A 15,357-nucleotide genomic window follows, 5' to 3' on the forward strand; every position below is an offset into this window, starting at 1 on the left:
TCAACCCCCTGCAATAACCTGAAAAAGCAGGATCTGGTCGCCTTCCTGCACGATTTGCTGTTCCCACTGCTCGCGCGGCAGGATCTGTTGATTCAGCGCCAGCGCTATCCCCGGCTTGAGCTGATTAAGCTCTGCCAGCAGCGCGCTGATATTTTGCCCCTCGGCACACTGTACTGGCTCATCATTGAATTGGATCTGCATGTTGCCCTCCGCATACCGGACAACCGCGGGCGCGGCGTAACGCCAGGCTACGCCACTGGCTGGTTTTACCATCGAACAGGCGTAATTCACCGCTTAGGGTTTCAATACCGCTGAGAAGTTTGATGGCTTCCAGCGCCTGCAGGGTACCCATGATGCCAACGACCGGACCGACAATGCCTGCGGTACGGCAGTTGCGTTCGGGCTCGATGTCATCCGGCCACAGACAGCGGTAGCAGCCCTGTTCCCATGGCGGCGTCAGCACCATCAATTGGCCACCAAAGCCAACAGCGCTGGCAGTGATAAGCGGTGTATTCAGGGCGACGCAGGCGGTATTGATCGCCTGACGCGTCGCCATATTGTCGGTGCAGTCGAGCACCACGTCAGCGCGCGCCACCGCGTGCCTGAGCGCATCGCCTTTCAGGCGCTGCTGTAGCGCGACCAGTTCGATATCCGGGTTGAGCCGTGTCAGTCTCTGTTGGGCCATCTGGGATTTTGACCGGGCGATATCATCAGTCGTGAACAGGATCTGGCGCTGAAGATTACTCAGATGCACGTCGTCGTCGTCCACCAGCGTCAATGTGCCTACTCCCGCACCCGCCAGATACAGCGCGGCAGGGGAGCCTAATCCGCCCAAGCCAACAATCAGCACGTGGCTGTTGAGCAGTGTCTGCTGGCCCTCTATCGCAATATCACCGAGTAAAATCTGGCGGCTATAGCGCATAAAATCGCGATCATTCATCGCCTGCTCCTGCAATTGAAAGCAGCTGTGACGTGGCACCTCGCCAGTCAGCGGCCTGCGTGATGGCGCTGACCACCGCAATGCTGCCCACCCCGGTCGCCAGCACAGCCGGTGCCCGCGCGAGGCTGATACCGCCAATGGCGACAGTAGGGTAGTCAGCCAGTCGTTCGATATGCGTGGCGAGTTGTACCAATCCCTGTGGGGCAGATGGCATCTGCTTGGTTTGTGTCGGGAAGACGTGACCCAGTGCGATGTAAGAGGGGCGCGCGGCCAGCGCCACGTCAATCTCCATATCATCGTGGGTGGATACCCCAAGACGTAACCCTGCGGCCTGAATCGCCTTCAGGTCGGTGGTTTCAAGATCTTCCTGGCCCAGATGTACCCCGTAAGCATGGTGTTTAATTGCCAGTCGCCAGTAGTCATTGATAAACAGACGGGCATTGTAGCGACGCCCCAGTTCAATAGCGGCAATTACGTCGGCTTCGACCTCTTCATCGCGTTTATCTTTGATTCGCAGTTGGATAGTACGTACGCCTGCATCAAGCAGGCGTTCAATCCACGCAATGCTGTCGACCACCGGGTACAGCCCGAGGCGGAAAGGTACCGTTGGGAATTCAGGCTGATACATCAGGCTTCCTCCTTTTTCAGGTAGATATCACCGCCTTTGGCGCGGAAGTTCTCCGACATACCCGCCATCCCCACTTCGATGGTTTGTGCGGCAGCGTAGTCGCGCACTTCCTGGCTAATTTTCATCGAGCAGAATTTCGGCCCGCACATTGAGCAGAAGTGAGCGACTTTGCCGGACTCCTGTGGCAGGGTTTCATCGTGGTAGGCGCGGGCGGTGAACGGGTCGAGCGCCAGATTAAACTGGTCTTCCCAGCGGAATTCGAAGCGCGCTTTTGACATGGCGTTATCGCGGATCTGCGCACCCGGATGCCCTTTAGCCAAATCGGCGGCATGCGCGGCAATCTTGTAGGTAATCAACCCCTGCTTCACGTCTTCTTTGTTCGGCAGGCCGAGGTGCTCTTTTGGCGTGACGTAGCACAGCATCGCGCAGCCAAACCAGCCAATCATTGCCGCACCAATACCGGAGGTGAAGTGGTCATAGCCTGGGGCGATATCAGTCGTTAATGGCCCTAAAGTGTAGAACGGCGCTTCATGGCAGTGTTCCAGCTCTTCGGTCATGTTGCGCTTAATCATCTGCATCGGTACGTGGCCAGGGCCTTCAATCATCACCTGCACGTCATATTCCCAGGCAATTTTGGTCAGCTCGCCCAGCGTATGCAGCTCTGAGAACTGTGCCTCGTCGTTGGCATCCTGAATAGAGCCCGGACGCAGACCATCACCCAGCGACAGAGAAACGTCATAAGCGGCGCAGATTTCACAGATTTCGCGGAAGTGCTCGAACAGGAAGTTTTCTTTGTGATGGGAGAGGCACCATTTCGCCATGATGGAGCCGCCGCGCGAGACAATCCCGGTCAGGCGTTTAGCGGTCATCGGCACATAGCGCAGCAGCACACCCGCGTGGATAGTGAAATAGTCGACGCCCTGCTCGGCCTGCTCCAGCAGCGTATCGCGGAACGCTTCCCAGGTGAGATCTTCGGCGATCCCGTTGACCTTCTCCAGTGCCTGGTAGATCGGTACGGTGCCGATCGGCACCGGGCTGTTTCGCAGGATCCATTCACGGGTTTCGTGAATATAGCGACCGGTGGACAGGTCCATCACCGTATCCGCCCCCCAGCGCGTGGACCACACCAGCTTTTCCACTTCTTCTTCGATGGAGGAAGTGACCGCTGAGTTACCGATGTTGGCATTGACCTTCACCAGGAAATTACGTCCGATGATCATCGGCTCTGATTCCGGGTGGTTGATGTTGGCGGGGATGATGGCGCGCCCGGCAGCGACTTCATCACGCACGAATTCCGCCGTGATATTTTCCGGCAGGCTGGCGCCAAAGCTCATGCCTGGATGCTGGTGGCGCAGCACTTCACTGCGAATGCGCTCGCGGCCCATATTTTCGCGGATAGCGATAAACTCCATCTCCGGAGTGACGATGCCCTGGCGCGCGTAGTGCAACTGGGTCACGCAGCGGCCGGTTTTGGCGCGCTTAGGCGTCAGCAAGCCGTTGAAACGCAGCTCGTCCAGGCCATCATCGGCCAGGCGCTCTTTGGTATAGGCGGAGCTACGGTCGTCCAGCTCTTCGCTGTCATTACGTGCGGATATCCACGGCTGGCGCAGTTTTGCCAGACCCTGCTGGACGTTAATCGCCACATCAGGATCGCCATACGGGCCAGAGGTGTCATATACCGGCACGGCTTCGTTCTCTTCGTACTGCGGGGTATCTTTACTGCCGCCAATGAGCGTCGGGCTGAGCTGGATTTCACGCATAGGAATACGGATATCTGGCTGTGAACCAGCAATATAGATGCGTTTTGAGTTAGGAAAGGCGGTCCCTTCCAGGGTGTCGATAAAGTGTTGGGCCTGGGCGCGCTGTTCGCGGCGGGATGGTTTAGTAGTGGCAGACATAGCTCATTCCAAAAAAGTAAGGATATGGCTTGTCAGACGACGGATGAAGCAAGAGGGAAGATCGCCCATGGGCGATACAACTGTAGATTTACTCTTGTTCCCTTCGCAGGTATTAGCCTGATCAGGTTCCGCGGATCCCGAATTAACGGTCTCAGCCTTTTCCACTCATGCTGATGTGGAAAATAAGCACTCCGACAAGATAATTCCCCCTCTGGCGAGGAGGAATGGTTGTAAACTACCTGTTACTCGCGCAAATCTCAAGCAGGGCGTTTGATCATTGCGCTGTCGTGTACCGCATCAAGCACCAGCATAATCAACTTATCTTCCAGCATAAACCGGGCCTCCAGCGCCTCGCCGATATCCGACAATGCCTGTTGAAATTCAAGGAAATTATCGTGGTCAATGGCGTTTTCCAGACTGGAATCATAGTCGTCCATAATCTGTTGTGTATTGGCTTCCAGAAGAGGCCAAATTTTTGTGGCTTTTAAAAGCTGCCCGTTCCCTTCCAATTTATGCAGAATACGTTCATAAATACTGAAGTGTCCGGTGGAGAGGTAGTCGACCAGGCTCTGACAAAAATCATCCAGCGCTTTTTCATTGAGCCGCATGTACGATTCTTTGCCAGGCTTAATGCCAACCAGATTGTAGTAAGCCACGAGCAGGTGCTTACGTACATGTAGCCAGCGATCAACCAGTTTATTACTTCCTCCGACGTGTTCCGTCAGGCTTTCCAGCTGGTTTAGCATGATTGACTCCGCAAGGTGGTGTTGAAAAACGGCTCACCGATAAATGTAAAAATAATGTAAACAACATGCCTGTGAAGCAAAGGTTGCGCAAGAGATATGGATCGTATTATTGAAAAATTAGACAGCGGCTGGTGGATCGTCAGTCATGAACAAAAATTGTGGTTGCCTCACGGAGAGCTGCCACATGGTGACGCGGCTGGTTTTGATCTGCTGGGTCAGCGCGGGTTGCCGATAGGCGAGTGGGAAGGTGAAACCGTGTGGCTGGTGCAGCAGCAGCGTCGCCACGATATGGGCTCAGTGCGTCAGATCCTCGATCAGGATGTGGGGCTGTTTCAACTGGTCGGACGCGGCGTGCAGTTGGCTGAGTTTTTCCGTTCGCATAAATTCTGCGGTTATTGTGGCCATCCGATGCACCCAAGTAAAACCGAATGGGCAATGCTGTGTAGCCACTGCCGTGAACGTTATTATCCGCAAATTGCCCCCTGCATTATTGTCGCCATCCGTCGTGAAGACTCCCTGCTGCTGGCTCAGCATGTTCGCCACCGCAACGGCGTGCATACCGTGCTGGCCGGTTTTGTTGAAGTGGGGGAGACGTTAGAACAAGCGGTAGCGCGAGAAGTGATGGAAGAAAGCGGCATTAAGGTGAAAAACCTGCGCTACGTTACCTCCCAGCCCTGGCCGTTTCCGCAGTCTTTGATGACCGCGTTTATGGCGGAATATGATAGCGGGGAGATCGTCATCGACCCGAAAGAACTGCTGGAAGCGAACTGGTATCGCTACGATGACTTACCGCTACTTCCCCCGCCGGGTACCGTCGCACGTCGACTGATCGAAGATACTGTGGCGATGTGTCGGGCTGAGTACGAGTAAAGAACGAGTAATGATACACTGACGGCCTGACGCTAAAAGGAAGATAAAAATGACCGAACTGAAGAACGATCGTTACCTGCGTGCGCTGCTGCGCCAGCCTGTTGATGTTACTCCGGTATGGATGATGCGCCAGGCGGGCCGCTATTTGCCGGAGTACAAAGCCACTCGTGCGCAAGCGGGCGATTTCATGGCGCTGTGCAAAAACGCCGAGCTGGCCTGCGAAGTGACGCTACAACCGCTGCGCAGGTATAAACTTGATGCGGCGATCCTCTTTTCGGACATTTTGACCATCCCGGATGCGATGGGACTTGGGCTGTACTTTGAAGCTGGCGAAGGCCCACGCTTTACCTCTCCCATCACCTGTAAGGCCGATGTGGATAAGCTGCCGATCCCGGACCCGGAAGGGGAACTGGGCTACGTGATGAACGCGGTACGTACTATTCGCCGCGAGCTGAAGGGCGACGTGCCGCTGATCGGCTTCTCCGGCAGTCCGTGGACGCTGGCGACTTACATGGTGGAAGGCGGCAGCAGCAAAGCCTTCACCGTGATTAAAAAGATGATGTACGCCGATCCAACGTCGCTGCATCTGCTGCTCGATAAGCTGGCGAAAAGCGTCACGCTATACCTGAATGCGCAGATCAAAGCCGGCGCGCAGTCGGTGATGATTTTCGATACCTGGGGCGGCGTGCTGACCGGTCGCGACTATCAGCAGTTCTCTCTCTATTACATGCACAAAATTGTCGATGGTCTGCTGCGTGAAAACGACGGCCGCCGCGTGCCGGTCACCTTGTTCACCAAAGGCGGCGGACAGTGGCTGGAAGCGATGGCGGAAACTGGATGTGATGCGCTGGGTCTCGACTGGACGACAGATATTGCCGATGCGCGTCGTCGTGTCGGTCATAAAGTGGCGTTACAGGGCAATATGGACCCGTCCATGCTCTACGCACCGGCACCGCGTATCGAAGAAGAAGTCGCCACGATACTGGCTGGCTTCGGTCAAGGGGAAGGCCACGTCTTTAACCTGGGCCACGGTATCCACCAGGACGTGCCGCCGGAACATGCCGGGGTGTTTGTGGAGGCGGTACATCGCTTGTCTGAGCAGTACCACCGCTAAGGAGTCACGATGGATCTCGCGTCGCTACGCACTCAACAGCTTGAACTGGCCTCTGCGGTGATCCGTGAAGATCGCTTTAAAAGCGATCCGCCGGATCTGATCGCTGGGGCAGATGTCGGGTTTGAGCAGGGCGGAGAGGTGACGCGAGCCGCCATCGTGCTACTGAAGTATCCTTCTCTTGAGCTGGTTGAATATAAGGTGGCGCGTATCGCCACCACCATGCCGTATATCCCCGGTTTTCTCTCTTTTCGCGAATATCCTGCGCTGCTGGCTGCCTGGGAACAATTATCGCAGAAGCCTGACTTAGTGTTCGTTGATGGTCACGGTATTTCCCACCCGCGTCGTCTTGGCGTTGCCAGCCATTTTGGTCTGCTGGTGGATGTCCCGACGATTGGCGTGGCGAAAAAACGGCTGTGCGGCAAGTTTGACCCCTTATCTGCTGAACCCGGGGCGCTAGCGCCACTGTTGGATAAAGGCGAGCAGCTGGCGTGGGTCTGGCGCAGCAAAGCACGCTGTAATCCACTGTTTATCTCTACCGGACATCGCGTGGGCATGGATAGCGCGCTGGCGTGGGTGCAGCGTTGTATGAACGGCTATCGCCTGCCGGAACCGACACGCTGGGCGGATGCGGTGGCATCGGAACGCCCGGCTTTTACGCGGCTTGCAGCAAAAACGCCCCATATCGGGTAAACTGCGACTAATTTCCGTATTCGAGAACTCATCATGTTACAAAACCCGATTCATCTGCGTCTGGAGAAGCTGGAAAGCTGGCAGCACGTCACCTTTATGGCCTGTCTGTGTGAGCGCATGTACCCAAACTACGCCATGTTCTGCAAGCAAACTGAGTTTGGTGATGGGCAGATTTACCGCCGAATCCTGGATTTAGTCTGGGAAGTGCTGACCGTCAAGGATGCGAAAATCAATTTTGACAGCCAGCTGGAGAAGTTTGAAGAGGCTATTCCGTCCGCAGACGACTACGATCTGTACGGCGTTTATCCGGCGATTGACGCCTGTGTTGCCCTGAGCGAAGTCATGCATTCTCGTCTGAGCGGTGAAACCCTGGAACACGCGATTGAAGTCAGTAAGGCTTCGATTACCAGCGTCGCGATGCTGGAAATGACGCAAGCGGGTCGCGAAATGACCGATGAAGAGCTGAAAGAGAACCCTGCCGTTGAGCAAGAATGGGATATTCAGTGGGAAATATTCCGACTTTTAGCCGATTGCGAAGAACGCGATCTTGAGCTGATAAAAGGGCTGCGTGCAGACCTGCGCGAGGCTGGCGAGAGCAATATTGGTATAATTTTTCAGCAATGACACCACAAAACGTGATTTAACGCCTGATTTGTCGTGCCTGAAGGCTTCCCATCCGCCCCCCGTCTGGTCTACATTTGGGGGGCGAAGAAAAGTGGCTATCGGTGCGTGTATGCAGGAGAGTGCTTTTCTGGCATTTCCGTCGCACTCGATGCTTAGCAAGCGATAAACACATTGTAAGGATAACTTATGAACAAGACTCAACTGATTGATGTAATTGCAGACAAAGCAGAACTGTCCAAAACACAGGCTAAAGCTGCTCTGGAATCCACTCTGGCTGCTATTACTGAGTCTCTGAAAGAAGGCGATGCTGTACAACTGGTTGGTTTCGGTACCTTCAAAGTGAACCACCGCGCTGAGCGTACTGGCCGCAACCCGCAGACCGGTCAAGAAATTAAAATCGCCGCAGCTAACGTACCGGCATTTGTTTCTGGTAAAGCACTGAAAGACGCGGTTAAGTAATTCGCGTGGCAGTGAACAGTTTTAACGAGGGGGCGGTTTCGCCCCTTTTGTCCATCTGGCGTCATACGCTTTGGCTTTCAGGTGTTCTGTTGCTGTCTGCCTGTAGTCGCCACTCTGAGCTTCCTCCGTTCACGGCCAGCGGTTATGTTGGCGATCACGGAGCGGTACGCGTTTGGCGTAAAGATTCCAACGATGATGTGCATCTGCTCTCCGTTTTTAGTCCGTGGCGAAGCGGCGACACAACCACCAGTGAGTACCGCTGGCAGGGTGACACCCTCTCTCTGATAGAACTCAACGTATACAGCCAACCGCCGGAGCATGTTCGCATCCGTTTCGACGATCGGGGTGAACTGAGTTTTATGCAGCGTGAAGTCGATGGACAAAAGCAGCAGCTTTCCAGCGATCAAATTGCGCTCTACCGCTACCGTGCCGATCAAACCCGTCAGACCAGCGATGCGCTGCGCCAGGGGCGTGTGGTATTACGGCAGGGGCGTTGGCATGCCGCCGAACGCACGGTCACTACGTGTGAAGGCGAGACGATCAAACCTGATTTAGATTCATGGGCGATAAACCATATCGAGCGCCGCCAGAGCCGCTCGTCGGTCGACGTGAGCGTGGCATGGCTGGAAGCGCCTGAGGGATCTCAGCTGTTGCTGGTCGCGAATTCTGATTTCTGCCGTTGGCAGCCAAAAGATAAAACATTTTAACGCCGGATGGCGACGCAAAAGCGTCTTATCCGGCTTACGGTATCCATCTGTAGGCCTGATTAGCGTAGCGCCATCAGGCATTAAGTTCTTTACCAGTGGCCCATACCCATATGACCCCCGCCACGATGGTAACTGCCGCCACCGCAACCCATGCCGGCACCGCGAGGCACGCCCGCCTCCGCCATGGCGACATCCCGTTTCACCCGTTGCTCATCCAGCGCCTGGTTCAGAGATTCTATCTCTTTTGCGACGGCATTAATTTTTGCGCTGTCCAGCGGGCTGGCGGTGAGCAACGCGTTGTACTCATAACGTTTGGACGTCAACTGCTGGCGCAATGCGCGGGTCTGCGTGTAGTAATCATCAGCGATTTTCTGGGCTGCGGCCTGCTGCTCGGTGGTCATTGGCGTACCACCCTGTTGCCACATTCCCTCACCATTGCCCCAGTGATGTTGCGCCAGCGCCGGGGTGGAACCCAGAGCCATCAGCGAGAGGACCATTAGCGCCAGTTTATTATTCCGTTTCATCGTTCGTTCTCCTGTTGGTTAGCTTACTTTCTCTTTTGCATCTTCCGTGCCAACCTGGACGTCCTTGTGCTGCGGGGATCGCGCGGCTGCCGTCCGGGCGTAAGCGGGTAAAAATGACTCGCCAGAACAGCCCTGTGGGTCATTTTTACCCACCCGTTGTGAGGGTTTGTGCCTGAGAACAGGGTTATCAGGGTGAAAAGATGGCATGATTTCTGCTGTATACCTGAAATGAAGAAAGGAACGGCGGGAAAGGGAGAACGTATGCGTCTTGATAAGGATACGGCAGCAAAGTGGCTGAGCCGGTTATTACCGGCGGCGATCCTGATTTTGGTGGGGTGGTTTTCCATCATGACCATTCGGGACTACGGCCGGGAAAGTGATGCCGCTCGACAAACGTTACTGGAAAAGGGAAGCGTGCTGATCCGCGCCCTTGAGTCCGGCACGCGTGTGGGTATGGGAATGCGTATGCATCATGCGCAGCAACAAACGCTGCTGGAGCAAATGGCGGTACAGCCGGGCGTACTCTGGTTTGCCGTTGTCGATGAGCATGGCGTGATCATCACCCACAGTGATTCCTCTATGGTTGGTAAATCCCTCTACTCGCCGGATGTCCTGCGTCAGCTAAATCCTGGGGAACAAGAACGCTGGCGGAATATCGACTCATCGCCCGATGGGCATGATCAAATACCAGCCCTGGAAATTTATCGCCAGTTCCAGCCGTTGTATGGGGCCGGGAGGCACGGTATGGCACGCTGCTCCGGTAATGACGATCATGCGAATACGCCCACGCAAACCATCTTTATCGCTTTTGATGCCAGCGACCTGGCCGCGACTCAGGCCAGAGAGTGGCGTAATACGCTGATCGTTCTGTCTGCTCTGGCGGCGGTGCTGCTGGCTACTGTGCTGACGTTTTTCTGGTACCAACGCTATCAGCGTTCTTATAAAGAGCTACAGGACGCGATGAAGCGTAAAGAAAAGCTGATGGCGCTCGGACATCTGGCGGCGGGAGTCGCGCATGAAATCCGTAATCCACTGTCATCCATCAAGGGGTTAGCGAAATATTTTGCCGAACGCACCCCGGCGGGGGGAGAGTCGCATGAACTGGCGCAGGTGATGGCGAAAGAGGCCGATCGCTTAAATCGGGTGGTGAGTGAATTGCTGGAGCTGGTGAAGCCCGCGCACCTGACGCTGCAGCGGGTCGATCTTAATGAAGTCATCACCCACTCGCTGCATTTGGTTAGCCAGGATGCTCAGAGCCGGGAAATTCAACTGCAGTTTACGCCGAATGCTGCGTTACCCGCTATTCAAGCCGATCCCGACCGACTCACGCAGGTCCTGCTGAATTTATACCTCAACGCCATTCATGCTATCGGACATCAGGGGACGGTTACGGTTTCAGCGAGTGAAAGTAGCGCCGATCGGGTTAAAATTAGGGTTACCGACAGCGGAAAGGGAATTGCGCCCGACCAGCTGGAGGCTATTTTTACTCCTTACTTTACGACGAAGGCAGACGGTACCGGGCTGGGACTGGCGGTGGTGCAAAACATCATTGAGCAGCACGGCGGAACCATTCAGGTAACCAGCGTGGAAGGTAGAGGCACCGTCTTTACTCTCTGGCTGCCGATCAATGCGAAACCACAGGATTGACAAGGATGACACACGGAAAAATCGATATTCTGGTTGTGGACGATGACGTCAGCCACTGCACTATTCTACAAGCGCTGCTGCGTGGCTGGGGCTATGACGTTGCGCTTGCCTATAGCGGACGAGAGGCACTGGCGCAGGTGCGTGAACACGTCTTTGATCTGGTATTGTGCGATGTGCGTATGGCGGAGATGGACGGCATTGAAACGCTGAAAGAGATCAAAGTCCTGAATCCGGCGATTCCGGTCTTGATTATGACCGCTTTTTCTAGCGTGGAGACCGCGGTGGAAGCGTTAAAAACCGGGGCGCTGGATTACTTAATCAAACCACTGGATTTTGACAGTCTGCAGCACACGCTGGAAAAGGCGCTGGCGCATACCCGGGCGACCGGCGTCGACCCCGTAGCAGCCCCGGCAGCGCAGTTTGGCATGATTGGCAACAGTCCGGCGATGCAGCACCTGCTTAACGAAATTGCGATGGTTGCGCCGTCGGATGCGACGGTGCTTATTCACGGAGACTCCGGAACGGGCAAAGAACTGGTCGCCCGGGCGCTTCACGCCAGCAGTGCGCGCAGTGATAAACCACTGGTGACGCTCAACTGCGCGGCGCTGAATGAATCTCTGCTGGAATCTGAACTGTTCGGCCATGAAAAAGGCGCGTTTACCGGTGCCGATAAACGCCGGGAAGGGCGCTTTGTGGAAGCCGACGGCGGTACGCTGTTTCTTGATGAGATTGGTGATATCTCGCCGCTGATGCAGGTGCGCCTGCTGCGGGCGATTCAGGAGCGTGAAGTTCAGCGCGTAGGCAGTAATCAGACTATTGCTGTGGATGTCCGGCTGATTGCCGCCACCCATCGCGATCTAGCACAAGAGGTCAACGCCGGACGTTTTCGCCAGGATCTCTACTATCGCCTGAACGTCGTCACTATCGAGATGCCCGCATTACGTCAACGCCGGGAAGATATTCCGCTGCTGGCAGGGCATTTTCTCCAGCGCTTTGCTGAGTGTAACCGCAAAGCGGTGAAAGGTTTTACCCCGCAGGCAATGGATCTGCTGATCCATTACGACTGGCCGGGAAACATTCGTGAGCTGGAAAATGCGATTGAGCGTGCGGTGGTTCTGCTGACGGGAGAATACATTTCTGAACGCGAGCTGCCACTGGCGATTGCAGCGACGCCAATAAAAGCAGAGAACAGTCTGGAGATCCAACCGCTGGTGGATGTTGAAAAAGAGGTGATTCTGGCAGCACTGGAAAAAACGGGCGGCAACAAAACTGAAGCCGCCCGTCAGTTAGGCATCACGCGTAAAACGCTGTTGGCGAAAATTTCGCGTTAACGCTGCTCGCGTTCGATGGCGCGCCAGCCGATATCGTTACGGCTAAAGCTGCCTTCCCAGCGGATGTCGGCCATTAACGCGTAAGCGCGCTTCTGCGCTTCTGCAACGGTATGACCCAGTGCGGTTGCGCACAGGACGCGGCCCCCATTGGTCAATACCGTGTCGTCGGCGGCGAGTTTAGTGCCGGCGTGGAACACTTTGCCGTCAGCGGCTTCTTCCAGCGGCAGGCCGTGGATCGCGTCTCCGGTACGGTAGTCGCCCGGATAACCCCCGGCGGCGATTACCACGCCCAGCGAGGCGCGTTCGTCCCACTCGGAGGTTTTTTCGTCCAGCTTACCGTCGCAGGCGGCGAGACACAGATCCACCAGGTCCGACTTCATGCGCAGCATGATCGGCTGGGTTTCCGGGTCGCCGAAGCGGCAGTTAAACTCGATAACCTTCGGGTTGCCCTGTTTGTCGATCATCAGGCCTGCGTACAGGAAACCGGTGTAGGTGTTACCTTCTGCCGCCATGCCTTTTACGGTTGGCCAGATGATGCGTTCCATGGTGCGCTGGTGAACGTCATCAGTTACAACAGGCGCTGGAGAGTATGCACCCATCCCGCCGGTGTTCGGACCGGTATCGCCATTGCCCACACGTTTGTGGTCCTGACTGGTAGCCATCGGCAGGACATGCTCGCCGTCGACCATCACGATAAAGCTTGCCTCTTCGCCGTCGAGGAACTCCTCGATCACGATGCGGTGGCCCGCGTCGCCAAACGCGTTGCCTGCCAGCATGTCGTGCACGGCGGCTTCAGCTTCTTCAAGCGTCATTGCCACGATAACGCCTTTACCGGCAGCCAGGCCGTCGGCTTTAATGACGATCGGCGCGCCTTTCTCACGCAGATAGGCCAGCGCGGGTTCCACTTCAGTGAAGTTCTGGTATTCCGCCGTGGGAATATTATGGCGCGCGAGGAAATCTTTGGTGAACGCTTTAGAACCTTCCAACTGCGCAGCACCTTCGGTTGGGCCGAAGATTTTCAGACCGGCGGCACGGAAGGCATCGACCACGCCAATCACCAGCGGCGCTTCCGGACCAACGATAGTGAGATCGATCTTCTCGCTCTGGGCAAAGCTCAGCAGTGCCGGAATGTCGGTTACACCGATAGCCACGTTTTGCAGCGTCGGTTCCAGTGCGGTACCCGCATTGCCCGGTGCGACATAAACGGTTGAAACCTGCGGTGACTGGGCTGCTTTCCAGGCCAGCGCGTGTTCGCGCCCGCCGTTGCCAATAACTAATACTTTCATCGTCTGCTCCGTGGATTAATGGCGGAAGTGGCGCATGTCGGTAAAGATCATCGCAATACCGTGTTCGTCGGCAGCGGCAATCACCTCGTCATCACGAATGGAACCGCCTGGCTGGATAACACAGCTCACGCCAACGGCTGCTGCGGCATCAATCCCGTCGCGGAACGGGAAGAAGGCGTCAGACGCCATTGCCGAACCTTTGACTTCCAGACCTTCGTCGGCGGCTTTAATCCCGGCGATCTTCGCGGAATAAACGCGGCTCATCTGGCCTGCACCTATGCCGATGGTCATGTTCTCTTTGGCGTAGACAATGGCGTTGGATTTCACGAACTTCGCGACTTTCCAGCAGAACAGCGCATCACGCAGCTCCTGCTCAGTAGGCTGACGTTTGGACACTACGCGCAGTTCACCCTCGGTGACCATACCCAGGTCACGATCCTGAACCAGCAGTCCGCCGTTCACGCGTTTGAAATCCAGGCCCGCAACACGCTCAGCCCACTGACCGCAGGTCAGGACGCGAACGTTCTGCTTAGCCGCCGTAATCTTCAGCGCTTCCTCAGTTGCTGACGGGGCGATGATCACTTCAACAAACTGGCGGGAGATAATGGCCTGTGCCGTTTCAGCATCCAGTTCGCGGTTAAAAGCGATGATGCCGCCGAACGCGGAGGTTGGATCGGTTTTGTACGCGCGGTCATAGGCATCAAGAATAGAGGAGCTGACTGCCACGCCGCACGGGTTGGCGTGCTTAACGATAACGCAGGCTGGCTCGTTGAACTCTTTCACGCACTCGAGCGCGGCGTCGGTATCGGCGATGTTGTTATAAGAGAGCGCTTTGCCCTGGACCTGCGTAGCGGTGGCAACGGACGCCTCTTTAACATTCTCTTCTATATAGAAGGCAGCCTGCTGGTGGCTGTTTTCGCCGTAGCGCATATCCTGCTTCTTAATGAAGTTCAGGTTCAGGGTTCGTGGGAAGCGACCTGCAGCGTCTTTGCTTTCACCGTGATAGGCCGGGACCATGCTGCCGAAGTAGTTGGCAATCATGCTGTCGTAGGCGGCGGTGTGTTCGAACGCTTTAATGGCGAGATCGAAACGGGTGTCGAGGGTCAGAGAACCTTCGTTGGCATCCATTTCTTTAATAATGGCGTCGTAGTCATTGCTCTTTACCACGATAGCCACATCTTTATGGTTCTTGGCGGCCGAGCGCACCATGGTTGGGCCGCCGATATCGATATTCTCTACCGCATCTTCCAGCGAGCAGCCAACGCGAGCCACGGTCTCGGCGAACGGGTACAGGTTAACAACCACCATATCGATAGGGTCGATACCGTGTTGTTCCATTATTCCGTCATCCTGACCGCGACGGCCAAGAATGCCGCCGTGTACTTTTGGATGCAGGGTCTTCACGCGTCCATCCATCATTTCCGGGAAACCGGTGTAATCGGAAACTTCGGTCACTGGCAGACCTTTCTCTGCTAACAGGCGCGCAGTGCCACCTGTAGACAGCAGCTCCACACCGCGTGCGGAAAGTGCCTGAGCGAATTCGATAATACCTGCTTTGTCAGAAACACTGAGCAGAGCGCGGCGGACTGGACGACGTTGTTGCATGGTAAATCCCCTGGATTTGACTATAACAGAGAGCGTTAGCTGAGTTTTTGCGTAAAAACTCAGCTAACGCCCCTTACGGGGCATCCTTGTTTTGCCGCAGCATTGTAACGAAAACGTTTGCGCAACGCTCGCGAATTTTTCTTTTTCAATGTTGACCCTTATTTCGAGAGCTTAAAACCGTATATAGGTAGACAGGATCGCCGAAATGATGGGGGTGTTTGTGGATAACTCTGTGTGCAAATAGGTATAAGGCGGGGTTTTGCTGTGGAATGCAGCAGTCAGTCATTT

At 55.5% G+C, this 15,357-nt stretch carries 16 protein-coding genes and 1 riboswitch; of the genes, 8 read left to right on the forward strand and 8 right to left on the reverse strand.

Annotation, left to right across the window (positions count from 1 at the left end; genetic code table 11):
- The 5 genes from thiS to rsd all read right to left on the reverse strand — a co-directional run bounded on the left by thiS (position 1) and on the right by rsd (position 4,212).
- Complete coding sequence (thiS, locus tag FDX22_RS02015) at positions 1–201, reverse strand: sulfur carrier protein ThiS (RefSeq protein WP_096758776.1); 201 nt, start codon at positions 199–201, stop codon at positions 1–3.
- A complete protein-coding gene (locus tag FDX22_RS02020; RefSeq protein WP_115259735.1) occupies positions 182–940 on the reverse strand; it encodes a HesA/MoeB/ThiF family protein in 759 nt (252 codons plus the stop codon). The genes thiS and FDX22_RS02020 overlap by 20 nt, the downstream gene beginning before the upstream one ends.
- Positions 933–1,568 (reverse strand): thiamine phosphate synthase, encoded by a 636-nt coding sequence (gene thiE / locus FDX22_RS02025; RefSeq protein ID WP_146716643.1) that lies wholly within the window; start codon positions 1,566–1,568, stop codon positions 933–935. Before thiE ends, FDX22_RS02020 begins: the two co-directional genes overlap by 8 nt.
- A complete protein-coding gene (thiC, locus tag FDX22_RS02030) occupies positions 1,568–3,466 on the reverse strand; it encodes a phosphomethylpyrimidine synthase ThiC (protein ID WP_146716644.1) in 1,899 nt (632 codons plus the stop codon). The genes thiE and thiC overlap by 1 nt, the downstream gene beginning before the upstream one ends.
- Positions 3,467–3,547: 81 nt before the next feature.
- Positions 3,548–3,670, reverse strand: a riboswitch (TPP riboswitch).
- A gap of 53 nt (positions 3,671–3,723) precedes the next feature.
- The gene (gene rsd, locus FDX22_RS02035; RefSeq protein WP_096758772.1) at positions 3,724–4,212 is read right to left on the reverse strand and encodes a sigma D regulator; all 489 of its coding nucleotides are present in this window, start codon (positions 4,210–4,212) and stop codon (positions 3,724–3,726) included.
- 96 nt (positions 4,213–4,308) lie between these two features.
- Between rsd and nudC the strand changes: the two genes are divergently transcribed.
- The 6 genes from nudC to FDX22_RS02065 all read left to right on the forward strand — a co-directional run bounded on the left by nudC (position 4,309) and on the right by FDX22_RS02065 (position 8,676).
- On the forward strand, positions 4,309–5,082 hold the full coding sequence (nudC, locus tag FDX22_RS02040) for an NAD(+) diphosphatase (protein WP_115259732.1): 774 nt from the start codon (positions 4,309–4,311) through the stop codon (positions 5,080–5,082).
- A 49-nt stretch (positions 5,083–5,131) separates the two neighbouring features.
- Positions 5,132–6,196: a uroporphyrinogen decarboxylase gene (hemE, locus tag FDX22_RS02045; RefSeq protein ID WP_096758770.1), complete on the forward strand. Its 1,065-nt coding sequence runs from the start codon at positions 5,132–5,134 to the stop codon at positions 6,194–6,196.
- 9 nt (positions 6,197–6,205) lie between these two features.
- Positions 6,206–6,886: a deoxyribonuclease V gene (nfi, locus tag FDX22_RS02050; RefSeq protein WP_135912745.1), complete on the forward strand. Its 681-nt coding sequence runs from the start codon at positions 6,206–6,208 to the stop codon at positions 6,884–6,886.
- 33 nt (positions 6,887–6,919) lie between these two features.
- Entirely contained in the window at positions 6,920–7,510 is a 591-nt protein-coding gene (locus FDX22_RS02055; RefSeq protein ID WP_096758768.1) for a YjaG family protein, read from the forward strand.
- 186 nt (positions 7,511–7,696) lie between these two features.
- A complete protein-coding gene (gene hupA, locus FDX22_RS02060) occupies positions 7,697–7,969 on the forward strand; it encodes a nucleoid-associated protein HU-alpha (protein ID WP_096758767.1) in 273 nt (90 codons plus the stop codon).
- A gap of 11 nt (positions 7,970–7,980) precedes the next feature.
- Positions 7,981–8,676, forward strand: a complete 696-nt coding sequence (locus FDX22_RS02065) for a DUF1481 domain-containing protein (RefSeq protein WP_096759484.1) — start codon at positions 7,981–7,983, stop codon at positions 8,674–8,676.
- Positions 8,677–8,765: 89 nt separating this feature from the next.
- On the opposite strand, the gene zraP is transcribed toward FDX22_RS02065, so the two are convergent.
- Positions 8,766–9,200, reverse strand: a complete 435-nt coding sequence (gene zraP / locus FDX22_RS02070; protein WP_096758766.1) for a zinc resistance sensor/chaperone ZraP — start codon at positions 9,198–9,200, stop codon at positions 8,766–8,768.
- Between the two features lie 261 nt (positions 9,201–9,461).
- Here zraP and zraS point away from each other — a divergent pair, with 261 nt between their 5' ends.
- Together zraS and zraR are read left to right on the forward strand one after the other, a co-directional pair.
- Positions 9,462–10,847, forward strand: a complete 1,386-nt coding sequence (zraS, locus tag FDX22_RS02075) for a two-component system sensor histidine kinase ZraS (RefSeq protein WP_137399279.1) — start codon at positions 9,462–9,464, stop codon at positions 10,845–10,847.
- A 5-nt stretch (positions 10,848–10,852) separates the two neighbouring features.
- Positions 10,853–12,178 carry a sigma-54-dependent response regulator transcription factor ZraR gene (zraR, locus tag FDX22_RS02080; RefSeq protein WP_146716645.1) on the forward strand — a complete coding sequence of 442 codons (1,326 nt, stop codon included), beginning with the start codon at positions 10,853–10,855 and terminating at the stop codon, positions 12,176–12,178.
- On the opposite strand, the gene purD is transcribed toward zraR, so the two are convergent.
- Both purD and purH read right to left on the reverse strand, forming a co-directional pair.
- The gene (gene purD, locus FDX22_RS02085; RefSeq protein WP_135912742.1) at positions 12,175–13,464 is read right to left on the reverse strand and encodes a phosphoribosylamine--glycine ligase; all 1,290 of its coding nucleotides are present in this window, start codon (positions 13,462–13,464) and stop codon (positions 12,175–12,177) included. The two genes, zraR and purD, sit on opposite strands and share 4 nt — an antisense overlap.
- A 15-nt stretch (positions 13,465–13,479) precedes the next feature.
- On the reverse strand, positions 13,480–15,069 hold the full coding sequence (gene purH, locus FDX22_RS02090) for a bifunctional phosphoribosylaminoimidazolecarboxamide formyltransferase/IMP cyclohydrolase (RefSeq protein WP_146716646.1): 1,590 nt from the start codon (positions 15,067–15,069) through the stop codon (positions 13,480–13,482).
- Between the last annotated feature and the right edge of the window lie 288 nt (positions 15,070–15,357).

This window comes from Citrobacter sp. TBCS-14, from assembly GCF_005280805.1.
Lineage (GTDB): Bacteria > Pseudomonadota > Gammaproteobacteria > Enterobacterales > Enterobacteriaceae > Citrobacter > Citrobacter gillenii.